At 73.5% G+C, this 14,216-nt stretch carries 12 protein-coding genes; 1 reads left to right on the forward strand and 11 read right to left on the reverse strand.

From position 1 onward, the window contains the following. The coding region (galT, locus tag ACZ3YL_RS05940; RefSeq protein ID WP_465655738.1) for a galactose-1-phosphate uridylyltransferase at positions 1 to 995 on the reverse strand (995 nt) is incomplete at its 3' end. A 185-nt stretch (positions 996 to 1,180) separates the two neighbouring features. Here galT and ACZ3YL_RS05945 point away from each other — a divergent pair. Beyond that, positions 1,181 to 1,981 carry a DeoR/GlpR family DNA-binding transcription regulator gene (locus ACZ3YL_RS05945; protein ID WP_188307523.1) on the forward strand — a complete coding sequence of 267 codons (801 nt, stop codon included), beginning with the start codon at positions 1,181 to 1,183 and terminating at the stop codon, positions 1,979 to 1,981. Positions 1,982 to 2,028: 47 nt separating this feature from the next. Here the strand turns inward: ACZ3YL_RS05945 and ACZ3YL_RS05950 are convergent, their stop codons facing one another. From ACZ3YL_RS05950 to ACZ3YL_RS05995, 10 genes are all read right to left on the reverse strand, one after another. Continuing rightward, positions 2,029 to 3,051, reverse strand: a complete 1,023-nt coding sequence (locus ACZ3YL_RS05950; protein ID WP_465655741.1) for a LacI family DNA-binding transcriptional regulator — start codon at positions 3,049 to 3,051, stop codon at positions 2,029 to 2,031. 21 nt (positions 3,052 to 3,072) lie between these two features. Further along, positions 3,073 to 4,806: a glycoside hydrolase family 36 protein gene (locus ACZ3YL_RS05955; protein ID WP_223241962.1), complete on the reverse strand. Its 1,734-nt coding sequence runs from the start codon at positions 4,804 to 4,806 to the stop codon at positions 3,073 to 3,075. A 5-nt stretch (positions 4,807 to 4,811) separates the two neighbouring features. Continuing rightward, on the reverse strand, positions 4,812 to 5,639 hold the full coding sequence (locus tag ACZ3YL_RS05960) for a carbohydrate ABC transporter permease (RefSeq protein WP_188303699.1): 828 nt from the start codon (positions 5,637 to 5,639) through the stop codon (positions 4,812 to 4,814). After that, a complete protein-coding gene (locus tag ACZ3YL_RS05965) occupies positions 5,636 to 6,577 on the reverse strand; it encodes a carbohydrate ABC transporter permease (protein ID WP_188303698.1) in 942 nt (313 codons plus the stop codon). The genes ACZ3YL_RS05960 and ACZ3YL_RS05965 overlap by 4 nt, the downstream gene beginning before the upstream one ends. Continuing rightward, positions 6,574 to 7,917 carry an ABC transporter substrate-binding protein gene (locus ACZ3YL_RS05970; RefSeq protein WP_465655745.1) on the reverse strand — a complete coding sequence of 448 codons (1,344 nt, stop codon included), beginning with the start codon at positions 7,915 to 7,917 and terminating at the stop codon, positions 6,574 to 6,576. The genes ACZ3YL_RS05965 and ACZ3YL_RS05970 overlap by 4 nt, the downstream gene beginning before the upstream one ends. Positions 7,918 to 8,216: 299 nt before the next feature. Then, on the reverse strand, positions 8,217 to 9,857 hold the full coding sequence (locus ACZ3YL_RS05975) for an alpha/beta fold hydrolase (RefSeq protein WP_465655748.1): 1,641 nt from the start codon (positions 9,855 to 9,857) through the stop codon (positions 8,217 to 8,219). A gap of 12 nt (positions 9,858 to 9,869) precedes the next feature. Continuing rightward, entirely contained in the window at positions 9,870 to 11,240 is a 1,371-nt protein-coding gene (locus tag ACZ3YL_RS05980) for an alpha/beta fold hydrolase (RefSeq protein WP_223241961.1), read from the reverse strand. A 343-nt stretch (positions 11,241 to 11,583) separates the two neighbouring features. Then, positions 11,584 to 12,207, reverse strand: a complete 624-nt coding sequence (locus tag ACZ3YL_RS05985) for a hypothetical protein (protein ID WP_465655750.1) — start codon at positions 12,205 to 12,207, stop codon at positions 11,584 to 11,586. An 83-nt stretch (positions 12,208 to 12,290) separates the two neighbouring features. Further along, entirely contained in the window at positions 12,291 to 13,643 is a 1,353-nt protein-coding gene (lysA, locus tag ACZ3YL_RS05990) for a diaminopimelate decarboxylase (protein WP_465655753.1), read from the reverse strand. Positions 13,644 to 13,673: 30 nt separating this feature from the next. Beyond that, positions 13,674 to 13,847 carry a hypothetical protein gene (locus tag ACZ3YL_RS05995; protein WP_188303692.1) on the reverse strand — a complete coding sequence of 58 codons (174 nt, stop codon included), beginning with the start codon at positions 13,845 to 13,847 and terminating at the stop codon, positions 13,674 to 13,676. Positions 13,848 to 14,216 lie beyond the last annotated feature (369 nt).

Raw genomic sequence — 14,216 nt, forward strand, 5'->3', positions numbered from 1 at the left:
GTGAACAGCTCCAGGTGGAGGGCGAGTTCGTCCCGCTGGTCGGCGGGGGCCTGGTGCCAGGCGGAGATGTACGGGGTGCGGCCGCCGCCGAAGAGGCGGTCGAAGCGGCGCAGCAACTCCAGGTAGAGGGACGGGAATTCGTCCCGTTGGGCGGCGTCCAGGCCGGTCAGGTCGGGTACCCGGCGGTGCGGGTGGAGGTGGACCTCGTACGGCCAGCGGGCGGCGAAGGGGACGAAGGCCGTCCAGTGCTCGCCGGCGAGGACCACCCGGTCGCCGTGGGCGCGTTCGGCGGCGAGGAGGTCGTCGAAGAGGTTGCGGCCGGTGGCGGCGCGGTGCTCGGCGGCGCGGGCGGCCATCCGGGCGGTGCGCGGGGTGGTGAACGGGAAGGCGTAGATCTGGCCGTGCGGGTGGGCGAGGGTGACGCCGATCTCGGCACCCCGGTTCTCGAAGCAGTAGACCTGCCGCACACCGGGCAGCGCGGAGAGTTCGGCGGTGCGGTCCGTCCACGCGTCCAGGACCAGGCGGGCGCGTCCGGGGGTGAGGTCGGCGAAGGAGGCGTCGTGGTCGGCGGTGAAGCACACCACCTCGCAGCGGCCGGCGCCGGGGGCGCTGATCCACGGGCCGTCGGCCTGCTCGAACGGCGGGGCGGGCGGCCCGGCCAGCGAGGGGAAGCGGTTCTCGAAGACGGCCACCTGGTAGTCGGCGGCCGGGATCTCGCTGAGCCGGCCGTCCTGGGAGGGGCAGAGCGGGCACTCGTCGGCCGGGGGCCGGTAGGTGCGGGCCTGGCGGTGGGCGGCGATGGTGACCTGGTCGCCGGTGGCCGGGTCCAGCCGCACCTCGGAGCCGCCGGGGCCGCCGGGGCGGGCGTCCAGCGGGCGCCGGTCCACGGCGTCGCGGGGGACGGCCGGGCCGCTGTCGTAGTAGATGAGCTGTCGCCCGTCCGCGAGGGTGGTCGCGGTCCTGGCGGTGGGCTGGGTCAGGGTCGTCCCGGCCATGGCCTTCTTCCTCTGCGTGACGTGCGTGACGTGCGGGGCGAGCGGGGCGGGGCGTGCAGGGCGTGCGTGCAGGGCGTGCGTGATGTGCGGGGCCCGCAGGTGGCACCGCGGGAATCAACAGAAAGCTACAATCTCAAACATTATCCATCAGAACCACGCGCCGGAAGTGGTAGAGGGAGACCCCGATGACCGACAACGTCCAACCGCTCGCCGGACAGCGCCGCGTACTGATCCTGGAGCAGGTCCGCGCCCGCGGCGGCGTCCGGGTGACGGAACTGGTCCGGGACCTCGGGGTGTCCGACATGACCGTCCGCCGCGACCTCGACGCGCTCGCCCGCCGCGGCCTGGTGCAGAAGGTGCACGGCGGCGCGGTGCGGATCGAGGCGCCCGCCACCGGAGAGCCCGGGTTCGAGACCAAGGCGCGCTGGGAGCTGCCCGCCAAGGAGGCGATCGCCCGCACCGCCGCCGCGCTGGTGCCGCCCGGTTCGGCGGTCGGGCTGTCCGCCGGGACGACCACCTACGCGGTCGCCCGGCACCTGCGCGCCGTCGAGGGCCTCACCGTGGTCACCAACTCGCTGCGGATCGCCGAGCTGCTGGAGCAGCCCGACGAGGACGGCACGCCCGCCACCGCCACGGTGATCCGCACCGGCGGCGTCCGCACGCCCTCGGACGCGCTGGTCGGCCCGGTGGCCGACCAGGCGATCCGCTCGCTGCACGTCAACGTGCTCATCCTGGGCTGCCACGGACTGTCCGCCGAGACCGGCCTGACCACCCCGAACCTGGCCGAGGCGGAGACCAACCGCGCCTTCCTCCGATCCGCCCGCCGGGTGGTCGTGGTCGCCGACCGCACCAAGTGGGACGCGGTCGGGCTGGCCTCCTTCGCCACGCTGGGCGAGGTGGACGTGCTGGTCACCGACGACGCGCTGCCGGCGGAACAGCGGGCGGCCGCGGCGGAGTTGGTCGGTGAGCTGATCGTGGCCTCGTGAGCGGGCTCCGCACGGGAAGTCGGCCGGTCCGACGTCCCGTGCCCGGCTCAGCCCGCCGAACTCCCCCGCACCACCAGCTCGCCGGGCAGTTCCAGCCCGGCCGGGGGCACCGGCTCCCGGCGCACCTGGGCGAGCAGCCGGGCCACCAGTGCGGTGGCGATCGCCCGCAGCGGCAGCCGGACCGAGGTCAGGGCCGGGTGCAGGTGGCGGCAGAGCGGCGTGTCGTGGAAGCCGGTGACCGCCACCCCGGCGGGCCCGACCGCCAGCCCCTCGGCCCGGACCGCCTCGTAGACGTCCAGCGCGAGCAGGTCGCTGCCCGCCGCGACGGCGGTGGGCCGCTCGGGGCCGCGCAGCAGCGCCCGTACCGCCGCCGGCCCGGAGCCGGCCACCGGGACCGCGGACAGGCCCAGGGCGCGCGCCGCGGCGAGGAAGCCCGCCCGCCGGGCCGCCATCCAGGGCAGTTCCTCGTCGGCGCCGAGGTAGCCGATCCGCCGGTGGCCGAGCGAGGCCAGGTGCCGCACCACGGCGGCCATCGCCGCGTCGTTGGCGATGTCCACCCAGTGCTGCGGCTCCGCCGGCCCGGTCCGGCCGAAGCCGACGAACGGGACGCCGGCCCGGGTGACATGGGCGATCCTGCGGTCCTCGGTCAACACGTCGGCGAGCACCAGGCCGTCGACCTGACGGGCCGCCACCAGTTCGTCGATGGCGGCCGCCGGGTCCGCCGCGGGCCCGGCGGGCCGGAACAGCAGCACCCGCTGCCCCTGCTCCCCGGCCGCGTCGACCAGGGCCTCCAGGAAGCCGGCCATCAGCGGGTTGGGGTCGTGCGGGTCGTCGGCCGGGGCGAGGTAGCCGATGGTGTGCCGGGCGCCGCTGCGCAGCGAGCGGGCCGACTGGTCGGGCTGGTAGCCGAGTTCGCGGATCGCCGCGCCGACCCGGGCCAGCGTCTCGGGGCGGACCCGGTGCGGGGCGTTGAGCACGTTGGAGACGGTCTGCCGGGAGACCCCGGCCGCCCGGGCGACCTCCTCGATGGTGGTGGCGCCGCGGCGCGGTCGGTGCGCTCCCTCGGCCATGCGGTCCTCCTCCACGGACGGTTACGGACGGCGCAGGGTCAACAGCCCGCCACGCGGCACCGCAACGGTGTCCGTCCAGTCGAGGTCGATCCCGCCCTGCCGGACGATACGCCCCCGGGCGTCCTGGACCGTGACGGTGGCCGCACCGCTGCCGCCGGCCAGCCGGACGTCCGGGTCGGCGTCGGCGTTGGCCACCAGCAGGGTATGCCAGCCCGCGTCCGAGGCGTCGACCGGTAGCGCGGCGTACCGGGCGACCGCGACCGTCCCCTCGTCGAGGGCGGTGACCAGCGGGTATCCGAGGTCCGGCCGGCTCGGACGCAGTTCGCCGAGTTGCAGGGTTTCGAGGTGCTCGCGGAAGACGCCGAGCCAGAAGGCGATCGCCTCGCGCTGTCCGGCGCTCTGGGCGGCGAGGTCGACGGAGATCTGCGGCACCGAGAACAGCACGTTGATCAGGTGGCAGGCGATCTGCTCCGGCGGCTCGGCCGGGTGCCACATCAGCATGTCCGAGTGCACCGGTACGGGCCCGGCGGCCAGCCGCAGGTCGACGGTGCGCTGCCGGTTCTCCTGCGGGCTGAGCGGGCAGTCGGTGGCGCGGATCATGGTGACGTACGGCCACAGGCCGGGGCTGACGTACGGCTGGCGGTGCTCGATCATCGCCTCCGGGTCGGCGGCGGTGATCCGGGTGCGGAGGGCGGCGAGCAGCTTCTCCACGCCCTCGTCCACGCTCGCGCAGTCCGCCCCGGGGCCCGGCTCGGGTGCGTCCGCGCCCTCGGCGGCGCGGGCGAACCAGTCGACGAAGTCGACCTTGAGCCCGTCCATGCCCCACTCCTCGACGGCGCGGGCCAGCCGGTCGGTGAGGAACGCGCGGACGTCGGGGTGGCGCGGGTCGGCGACGACCGCGCCCAGGTGGGCGGCGTCGGCGAGGGCGTGCCGGCCGATCTCTCCGTGGGCGGCGCTGTCCTTGCCGATGAACGGCAGCGCGTACCAGAGCAGGTAGCGGACGCCGAGGTCGTGGACGCGCCGGACGTGCGCGGCGGTGTCGGGCAGCGAGACGGGCTCCCAGTCGCCGCAGTGGGCGTAGCCGCGGGTGCGGTCGGCGGTCATCCAGCCGTCGTCGACGATGATCACGTCCAGGCCGAGTTCCTTGCCGAGCGCGGCCTGGGTCTCGACGCGCTCGGGCGAGACGTCCTGGTGCATCGAGTACCAGGTGGAGTAGGCGGGGCGGCGGGCGGCGTCCGGGATGACGGCGGTGCGGCCCTCGCCCCACCAGGCGGTGAGGTCGGCCAGGCAGCGGGCGAAGTGCCGGCCGGAGGTGTCGATGCGGACGGTGAGCCGGCCCTCGGCCCGGGCCCAGAAGCGGAACTCGCCGGTCTCCTCGACCACTCCGGCCCCGGCCAGCACGTCGGGCCGGTCGGCCGCGAAGGCGCAGCGGGCGGTGTCCCCGGTGCCGACCAGCGCGGCGATCGGGGCGCCGACGGCGAGGCCGGTGCGGCGCGGGGCGCTCCAGGCGGCGGGCAGCCAGCCGGTGCCGCGTGGTTCCGGGGTCCAGAAGGAGGTGACGTCCACGCAGGGCACCCGCCATTCGATCCGGACGTCGGCCGGGCCCTCGGCGGTCACCTCGACCACGCCGTCGGCGACCTCCCGGACGCCGCCCGTCCCGGTCACCCGCAGGTCCAGGCCCCGGGCGTCGAGCCGGCGCGTGGTGCCGGCCGCGGGGGCGTGCGGCTCCCAGACGTCGGTCACGGTGTCGGTCATGCGGCTCAGCCTTTCGTCGCGCCGGCCAGCAGGCCGGAGATGAACTGCCGCTGGAGGACCAGGAAGAGGACCATCATCGGCAGGGTGGACAGCGCGGTGCCGGAGAGGATCGCGCCGTAGTCGGTGGTGGCCTGGTTGCCGTAGAGGGTCGCGAGGGCGACCGGGAGGGTGTGCATGTCCGGGCTGCGCAGGGCGATCAGCGGCCAGACGAACTGGTTCCAGGAGCCCAGGAAGAGGAAGATCGAGAGCGCCGCGAGCACCGGTCGCATGACCGGGACGACGATGTTCCACAGCACCCGGAACTCGCCCGCGCCGTCGACCCGGGCGGCGTCCAGCAGTTCGTCCGGCAGGCCGGCCAGCGACTGGCGCATCAGGAAGATGGCGAAGGGCACGCACAGGCCGGGCAGGATGATCGCCTGGTAGGAGTCGAGCAGGCCGAAGTTCATCATCATCTTGAACAGCGGTACCAGCATGACCTGTTCGGGCACCACGAGGGTGGAGAGCAGCAGCGCGAACAGCAGGGTGCGGCCGCGGAAGCGGAACTTGGCGAAGGCGTAGCCGGCCAGCAGGGCGACGACCAGCGCGCCGGCGGTCTGGACCCCGGCCACCAGCAGGGAGTTGCCGAGCACCCGGAGCAGGCCGATCCGCCGGTCCAGCCGGTGCAGGTTGTCGCCGAAGCCCCCGCCGGGCAGCAGGTGCGGCGGCCAGTCGAAGATCTCGGTGTCCTTGCGGGTGACGGAGATCAGCAGCCAGTAGAAGGGGGCGACGGACAGCCCGGTGAGGCCGGCCAGGAAGAAGGTCAGCGGCCAGCCGCGAAGCTTCTTGAGGTTCATCGGTCCTTGTCCCCCATCAGGCGCATCTGGACGGCGCCGAGCACGGCCACCAGCAGGGTGAGCGCGTAGGCGATGGCGGAGGCGTAGCCGAAGTCGAAGTAGCGGAAGCCGTTCTGGTACAGGTACATGGAGACGGTCAGGGTGGCGTTGTCCGGGCCGCCGCCGGTCAGCACGTACGGCTCGTCGAAGAGTTGGAGCGTGCCGATGGTGGAGAGCACGACGGTGAACAGCAGCAGCGGGCGCAGCGCCGGGACGGTGATCGCGGTGAAGCGGCGGACCGGCCCGGCGCCGTCGACCATCGCGGCCTCGTACAGCTCCTTGGGGACGGACTGCAGGCCGGCCAGGTAGATGACGGCGTTGTAGCCGGTGTAGTGCCAGGTCAGCACCAGGACGACGGACATCCGGGCCCAGAACGGCTGGCCGAGCCAGTCGACGGAGGGCAGGCCGACGGCGTCCAGCAGCCAGTTGACGGCGCCGTCGTCGCGCCTGAGCAGGAAGGCGAACATCACGCCGGTGGCGACCAGGCCGGTGACGGCGGGCATGAAGACGCCGAGCCGCCAGACGGCCCGCCAGCGCACCAGGGCGGAGTTGATGCCGACGGCCATCAGCAGGGCCAGTCCGAGCATCAGCGGGACCTGTACGACGAGGATCTCGCCGGTGTTGCGCAGGGCCGTCCAGAACAGCGGATCGTCCAGCAGGCGGCGGTAGTTGGCGAGGCCGGCGGCGCGGGTGGCGGTGCCGGAGCCGGTGGTGAAGGAGACCAGCAGCGAGTCGACGACCGGGTAGGCCTTGAACACGCCGAAGGTGATCAGGGCGGGGGCGAGCAGCAGGTACGGCAGAGCGGTGCGGCGCAGCCGGGCCCGGCGGTGGGCACGCTCGGCTCGCCCGGCGGGCCGGGCCGGCTCGGTGAGGGTGGCGGGCGGGGCGGTGGCGGTCATGCGATGGTGCGTCCGGTCTGCTGGGCGAGCTGCTTGGCGGCGTCCTTGAGGACGGTGGCCGGGTCTCCGCCGGTGAGGAACACCTTGGTCTGGGCGTCGCTGGCGAGCTTGAGGGCGCGGGCGTAGTCGCTGGAGTAGTCGGTCGGGTCGCCGCCGTCGGTGGCCAGTTCGGCGAAGGTCTTCAGCGGGGACTGGCCGCCGTAGTAGTCGCTGGGCTTGGCGTACATCGGGTCGGTGTAGGCCTCGGTGAGGGCGGGGAAGACGCCGCCGGCGGCGAACATGGCGTTCACCGAGGCGGGGCGGGTGAGCGCGTACTCGACGAACTTCCAGGCGGCGCGGCGGCGCGGGCTGGAGGCGGAGACCGTGAGGTGGGTGGAGTTCACCAGGGCGGTGCGCTTGCCGCCGGGGGTGACGGCCGGGGGCTTGGCGAGGCGCCAGTTTCCGCTCTGGTCGGCGAACTTGGCCTCCAGGTAGTGCGCGGCCCAGGCGGGCATCGGGGCGACGGCGAGCTTGCCGGCCTTCATCAGGGTGGCCCAGCCCTGGTCGCCGGGGGCGTCGGCGACCAGCCCGGCGTCCGCCATGCGCTTGAGGGTGCTCATGGCGCGCACGGCGGGCTCGGAGCCGAGGGTGATCTTGCCCTGGAGGTCGAAGTAGAAGGCGCCCTGGAGCTGCATCAGGTTCTGGACGAAGTCCAGGTCGGGGCTGGGGTTGGCGGCCTTGTTGATGCCGAGGAGGGAGATGCCGGGGTTGGCGGCCTTGAAGCGGTCGGCGATCGCCGTCAGGTCGTCCCAGGTGGCGAAGGTGGTGGGGTCGAGGCCGGCCTTGTCGAAGTAGTCCTTGCGGTAGAAGAAGCCCAGCGGGTTGACCTCCCAGGGCAGCGCGTAGGCGTGGCCGTCCTTGCCGGTGACGACCGGCCACAGGCCCTTGGCGAACTTCTCCTTGTGGGCGTCGGCGCCGAGGCCGGAGAGGTCGGCGAGGCCGCCGGGGAACTTCTCCAGGTATCCGGGCAGGTAGTCGCAGCCGATGTGCAGGACGTCGCCGAGACCCTGGCCGCCGGCCGCCAGGCCGACGGTGATCTTGTCCCAGATGGCGGGGTTGCCGATGTCCTGGACGTCGACCTTGATGCCGGGGTTGTCCTTCTCGAAGGCCGGGACGACGGCGCGCAGGGCGGCGGCGGCCGTGGCCCAGGACCAGACGGTGACCGTGCCGGTGTCGGCGTCCCCGCCGGCGGCGCTCCCGGAGCCGGAGCCGCCGCAGGCCGCGAGGGTGCCGCCGGCGGCGAGGGCCAGCAGGCCGGCGCCGGAAGCGCGGAGCAGGTCGCGACGGGAAAGGTGTGACATTGCATTCCTCCTGGTGGAGCGGCGCTGGACGGGAACGGAGGCAAGGGGTGGGGGTCGCGTGAGGCGAGCAGGCGGATCCGGCGGTGGATTTGAACGTTCAAAACCACAAAAGAAACCAGAACCAAACAGATTCGCACGAGCGGGAGACAGCAAAGCCCGCCCTCCCCACGCCGTCAAGCCCTGGGCGCGGGAAGCGCGGGCACCGCAACCGTTCCGTTACCGGCCGCATGGCCGTGCGGGCCCCCGCACCTGGGTGTCCGGCGTCCCGTGGAGGTTCACCGACGAGGCGGGGAACGGTCTCAGGGCCCGATCTCGAACGCGGGCGGCTGGAGACCCTTCAGGCATTCGGTCCTCGGCGCGTCGGGGGTGTCGAAGAACGAGACGGTGATGGCCTGGGCGCACTTCGACGTGGCGAACACCACGTGCGGTTCGTAGGGGACCGTGACGACCTTGGCCCTGCTCAGCGTACGGGCGACGTACGGCCCGTTGTCCGCCCCGGTCTGGGAGTCGAACCCGCCCGAGAGGGCGAGGGTGGGGATGTCGCCGCGCGTGACGTCCCGGATCGAGGGTGCCGCCGGGGGGATGTTCCAGGCGTCGCAGTCCGGACGGAGGAAGGTGAGCTGCGGAGCCTGGGCCTGCACCGAGCGGGGGAAGGTAGGAAACGCTTCCTGTCCGCCCCGGAGCGCCTGCGCCTCGCTCTCGTACGGGGTCCACTCGCTACAGAAGACGCCGTAGGAGAGACCGTGCGCGACCCTGCCCATGGCCGCCGGGCTGAGCTTGCCGCCCGCCCACTGCCGGGCGATGCGCTGCGGCTTGCCGTTGGCCAGCTCGTCGAGGGCGGCGGGTACCTGGGGTGCCACGTGGGTGGCGGAGGTCATCCAGTTCACCAGGGCTCCGCCGTCCAGGACGACCTTCACCGGCTGGTCGCTGCCGGGGAGGGTGACGGTGGTGGTGACCGGTTCGGCTTCGAGCTCGCGGACCAGCCGGTCGAAGGTGGCCGACAGGTTCGGATAGCGCTTGTTGCACGCCGGCTGCTCCGCGCAGGCCTTGAACAGGCCGTCGAAGCCCTGCCGGGCGCTGCTCCAGGTCATGGCCGAGCCTGCCTTGGACGGCGGCAGGATGCCGTCGATGCCCACCGAGCGGAGCCCCTCGGGGTGCAGCCGCATCGAGACCAGTGCCAGGTGGGTGCCGTAGGAGATGCCGAACAGGTTCCACTGCTTGATGCCCAGCGCGGTGCGCAGGTCCTCGTAGTCGGCGGCGCTCTCGGTGTCGTTGTAGGCGCTGAGATCGATTCCCCGGGCCACCAGCTTGTCGCGGCAGGCCTTGGTGGCCTCGACGTGCAGGCGCTGCGTGGACGGAGCGTCGTAGACGAGGCCGACCACGCGTGCGTTGAACTCGTCGATGTCGGGGCAGAGGAGGTCCGGGTCGGCCGAGTACGTACCGCGCTGGGACATGAAGATCACGTCACGGTCGCGGTTCAGGCCGCCGTCGATGGCCATCTGCGCCTCCCCGACCGCGTCGTCCCCGGGTCCGCCCGCGAGCCACACGATGGGGTCGGACTTCGCGGTGGCGGCCACGGCGGGCACGATCGCGACACCGAGTCTGATCGTCCTCCTGCTTGGTCCGGCGCGGTTCTCGGGCACGGTGAGCGTGCCGCAGCGGGCCCCTTCCAGTGCCTCGACCGGCTCCGGCGTCCTCGGGCACGGGCCCGGCTCGTAGCGGGCGTCACCCACCGCTCCGGCGGTCGTGCCGAGCTGCGCTCCACGGCCGGGGCCGGTGTCGCTGCGGGACTGTACGTGAGTGGGCGCCGCGAGCAGGCCGGTGACGAGGAGGCCGGTCGCCAGGCCGGCCGACGGGGCCAGGAATCGTCGTACGGTGCGCCGACGGCGGGGCGAGTGATGGTGGGGCGTGTGCTGGTGGGGCGCGTGATGGTGGGGCATCTGCCCTCCCGGTTACTTCGGGGAGATCGTGAACGGTTCGGGCTGGAGATCGGCCACGCACCCGGTGTCGGGCGCGGTCGGGCGAGCGAGGAACGAGGCCAGGACGCGCTGCGCGCACGGCGACTGCGGGACCACCCAGTGGCCGACTCCGGGGATGCGCACCTCGGTCGAGGAGGACAGGTCGCGGGCTACGCCCTTCGCCCAACTCGGCCCGGTCTTCACGTCGAACGTCCCGGAGATGACGAGCGCCGGCACCGAACTGACCGTGGCCACCCGCTGGACGGACGCGCGGTCCGGGACGTTCCAGATCCCGCACACCGGATACTGGAAGGGAAGTTGCGGCACCTGTGCCAGGACCGTGTCCGGCCACCCGGGGAAGGCCTGGCGTCCCGCCTTCAGCACGTCGGATTCCGAGTACCCCGGCGCCCACTCCCCGCACGCCACCGAGTTCGTCAAGCCGTACGCGGACACGCCGACGTGCTGGACCGAGCCGGCCGCGCGGGCCCGCGCGAAGCGTTCCGGGTTTCCGTGGCCGAGCTCGTCGAGAGCCGCCGGGAGGTCCTTGGGCCGGGGCGTGAAGGCGACGATGAGGTTCAGCAGCGCGCCCCCGTCGAGGACGGTCGTGACCGGCTCGCCTCCGCTCGGCGGCCGGACGCTCAGCGTCCGGGGCTGCTTCTCCAACCTGCGCACCTGCTCCGTCAGCAGACGGGGGAGGTCGGGGTACCGGTCCTTGCAGGCGGGCTGCGCCGCACACGCCTCGAAGATGTTGTGGATCCCCTCGGCGGCACTGCTCCATGTCCACGGCAGGGTCGCGGTCCGGGGAGGTGTGATCGAGTCGATGGCCACGGCGCGGATTCCCTCGGGGTGCAGCCGCAGGTAGGTGAGCGCCAGGTCGCTGCCGTAGGAGTACCCGTAGACGTTCCACCGGGGGATGTCCAGCGCCTTCCGCAGGTCGGCGAAGTCGGCCGCGTTCTCCGTGGTGTTGTAGGCGCTCAGGTCGACGCCGTCGGCCGTCAGGCGGTCCCGGCACTCCTTCACCGCGGTCAGCATGAGCCGTTCCGCCTCCTGGCCCCCGTAACCCAGGCCCACGGCCTGCGCGTTGAACCGGTCGATCTCCGGGCAGGCGAGGTTCGGCCGGTCGTAGAGGTTGCCGCGCTGGGCCATGACGATCAGTTCGCGGTCCTTGTTCAGGCCGGAGTCGACGAGGAAGGGGATGTCGTCGATCGCGTCGCCACCGGGGCCGCCCGCCATGAACACCACCGGGTCCGCGGCGGGCTTCGCCGACACTGCCGGAATGCGCGCCACGGCCAGCTCGACGGTACGGCCGCCGGGGCGGGCGCGGTTCTCGGGGACCTCCAGGAAGCCGCACCGTGCTCTGCCCAACGCCTCGATGGACTCGGGCGGCTTCGGACAGGGGCCGGGTACGAACCGGGACCGGGCCACCGGGCTGGGCCCGGCAGCCCGGGCAGATGGCGGCGCGGGGCCGCCTGGTGTGGGGCCGGATGCCGCCAGGCAGACCAGAGCGACCGCGGCAGTCGCCGCGAGGATGCTGTGCTTCGGCATGTGATCTCGTCCCTCTGCCGACATCGGCGGCTCGGCCCTGGCCGGGCCGAGCCGCCGTGGGTGGGGCGGAACGCGCGTTTGCGACGCTACCGGGTGGCACGTTCGCCCGCACGCGGAGCGGTGGCAACCCCGGCGGGACGGCCCGACACCACCGCTTGGGCGGTCAGAGCAGCGCGGCGGTGGACTCGCAGGTGAAGGTGCCGGCGGCCTTGCCCTGGACGGCGTCAGGGAGTTCGGACACCGGCAGGTCGGTGAGGGTGACGGTGTCCACGGTGCGGCCGGCCGTCGCGCCGACCGCGGTCTTTCCGGCCCAGACGACCGCCTTCGCGTCGCCGGCGTCACCGATGGTCAGGACGAGGCTCATCTGCCCCGCGCCGTCGAAGGTGGCGATCAGGGCGGCCTTCCCGGTGGGCCCGCCCATCGCGGTCAGGGTCAGAGCGCCGGACGTCGACTTCTTGCCGAGGCAGGTGGCCTGCTTGAACTGGAACGTGCCGCCCTTGCTCCCGGTGATGGTCAGGGTGTTGGTCGCCCCGGAGGCGGCGCCGCCCGATCCACCGGCCGCCGTCGAGGTGGCGGTGGGCGTCGGCACGGCGGCCGGGGTCGAAGCGGTGGCGCTCGACGGGGCGGCGCTCGACGGGGCCGTGCTCGAACTGACGGCACTCGGGGTGGCGTTGTCCGGCGCGGCGGACTTCGCGGCGGACGACGAGCCCGAGGAACCGCAGGCCGTGAGCAGGAGGGCGGTGGCACCCAGGATCGCGGCGGGATACACACGAGTCTTTCGAATCATGGTCGGACTTTAGTGCTTTCGTGTGACAGTGAGTCGGCGATGATCGACGGCCTTGTCCCGACCCGCCCAGCGCCCGGCCCCGGTCAGCGGCCGACCTCGCGCAGCCGGAAGTCCTCCACCGTCTCCCGGCGGATCAGCAGCCGGGCCCGGCCGTCCTTCACCGCCGCCACCGCCGGGCGGCCGACCAGGTTGTAGCCGGAGGCCATCGAGAGCTGGTACGCGCCGGCCGCCGGGACGGCGAGCAGGTCGCCGGGGCGCAGGTCGGCCGGCAGCACGGCGTCGCGGACGAGTACGTCTCCGGCCTCGCAGTGCCGGCCGACCACGTCCACCCGCATCGCGCCGGCCTCGGAGCGGCGGCCCACCAGCCGGACGCTGTACGGGGATCCGTACAGCGCCGGGCGCGGGTTGTCGCTCATCCCGCCGTCGACGGCGGCGAAGCAGCGGCCGTCGGCGGTGTGCTTGACGGACAGCACCCGGTAGACGGCCACGGCGGCCGGCCCGGCGACGGCCCGGCCCGGCTCGACCACCAGGCGCGGCACCTCCAACCCGGTCTCGGCGCAGCGCACCGCGAGCCGGTCGGTCACCCGGACGGCGAACTCGGCGAGGTCCAGCTCCTCGTCCCCGGGCAGGTAGCGGATGCCGTGCCCGCCGCCGAGGTCCAGCTCGGACAGCTCCACGCCGTGCCGCTCCCGCACCTCGGCGAGCAGTCGCACCAGCGCGTCCACGGCCTGGAGGTACGGCTCGACCGAGGTGATCTGCGAGCCCAGGTGGCAGTGCAGCCCGGCCAGTTCCAGCCCCGGCTGGCCGAGCACCCGGGCGATCGCGTCGGCCGCGTCGCCGCCCGTGATCGGGAAGCCGAACTTCTGGCCGCCGACCCCGGTCCGCACCGCCGCGTGGTGCCCGGCGGCGATCCCGGGGACGACCCGCACCAGCACCTTCTGCGGGGTGTCGGCGGCGACCAGCGCGGCCAGCCGGGCGATCTCGGCCGGACCGTCGATCACGATCCGGCCGACCCGCAGCCGGCGGGCCAGCCGCAGCTCCTCCGGGGACTTGGCGTTGCCGTGCAGCAGGACGCGCTGCGCCGGGAATCCGGCCGAGACCGCCAGCCAGAGTTCACCGGAGGAGCAGACGTCCAGGCCGAGGCCCTCCTCGGCGACCCAGTCGGCCATCGCGCTGCACAGGAAGGCCTTGGCCGCGTACAGCACCTCGGCGTGCGGAAGTGCCCGCCGGTAGGCCCGGGCCCGGGCCCGCACCTCGCCCTCGTCCAGCACGTACAGCGGGGTGCCGAACCGCTCGGCGGCCTCCGCCAGCCCCACCCCGCCGACCAGCACCTCGCCGCCGGGGCCGGGCCGCGCCGAGGCCGGCCAGGGGCCGCCGAGCGCGTCGGCGGCGGGGGCGGTGGGAGGGGAAACGGGCGGGGCGATGAGCTGGGTCATGGCGGCTGCTCCTCGTGGAGGGGTGGTGGGTCAGTCCTCGTAGTGCATGACGAAGCGGCAGTGCGCGGGGCGGGTCCGGGCCCGGTCGACCGGTGAGACCGGTTCCGGCGGCTCGGGGCGGTCGTGGCGCTCGGCGGCGGGCAGCAGGCGGATGGTGCGCTCCAACGGGTCGTCGACGTCGATGACGGCGGTGGCGGTGGTCACGGCGGGCTCCTCGGGGGTGCGGCGGGCCGCCGTCGTCCGGTGGCCCTGGGATCCAGTGGAGACCCTCCGGGCGCCGATGGCACCCGGCCTTGACGCACGGCCTACGCATCGGGGGCGTACCTTGACGACTTCCTGACATACCCCTCATCCCGGGCCTGCGAACGGCTGTTCGTGCAGGTCGGAGCCCGGATCGATCATGGTGTCAGGGAACTGTCAAGAACCGGCGCTTCCTCGCCAAGCCCGCGTCAAGAGCCGCATGAGCCGGCGGAATCCGATGGTGGGCTGAGGCCCGTCCCCGTCCCCGTCCCCGTCCCCGTCGCCACCGAGCCCGCCGCCCCGTCACCGCAGGAGGGGCGGCCCGGAAGGTCC

Source organism: Kitasatospora sp. NPDC023176 (genome assembly GCF_055560495.1).

Excerpts from the sequence above, each read along its gene's own strand:
- ACZ3YL_RS05975 (WP_465655748.1), bottom strand. The coding sequence starts at position 9,857 with ATGCCCCACCATCACGCGCCCCACCAGCACACGCCCCACCATCACTCG.
- ACZ3YL_RS05950 (WP_465655741.1), bottom strand. The coding sequence starts at position 3,051 with ATGGCCGAGGGAGCGCACCGACCGCGCCGCGGCGCCACCACCATCGAG.
- ACZ3YL_RS05970 (WP_465655745.1), bottom strand. The coding sequence starts at position 7,917 with ATGTCACACCTTTCCCGTCGCGACCTGCTCCGCGCTTCCGGCGCCGGC.
- lysA (WP_465655753.1), bottom strand. The coding sequence starts at position 13,643 with ATGACCCAGCTCATCGCCCCGCCCGTTTCCCCTCCCACCGCCCCCGCC.
- ACZ3YL_RS05960 (WP_188303699.1), bottom strand. The coding sequence starts at position 5,639 with ATGAACCTCAAGAAGCTTCGCGGCTGGCCGCTGACCTTCTTCCTGGCC.
- ACZ3YL_RS05945 (WP_188307523.1), top strand. The coding sequence starts at position 1,181 with ATGACCGACAACGTCCAACCGCTCGCCGGACAGCGCCGCGTACTGATC.
- ACZ3YL_RS05985 (WP_465655750.1), bottom strand. The coding sequence starts at position 12,207 with ATGATTCGAAAGACTCGTGTGTATCCCGCCGCGATCCTGGGTGCCACC.
- ACZ3YL_RS05965 (WP_188303698.1), bottom strand. The coding sequence starts at position 6,577 with ATGACCGCCACCGCCCCGCCCGCCACCCTCACCGAGCCGGCCCGGCCC.
- ACZ3YL_RS05955 (WP_223241962.1), bottom strand. The coding sequence starts at position 4,806 with ATGACCGACACCGTGACCGACGTCTGGGAGCCGCACGCCCCCGCGGCC.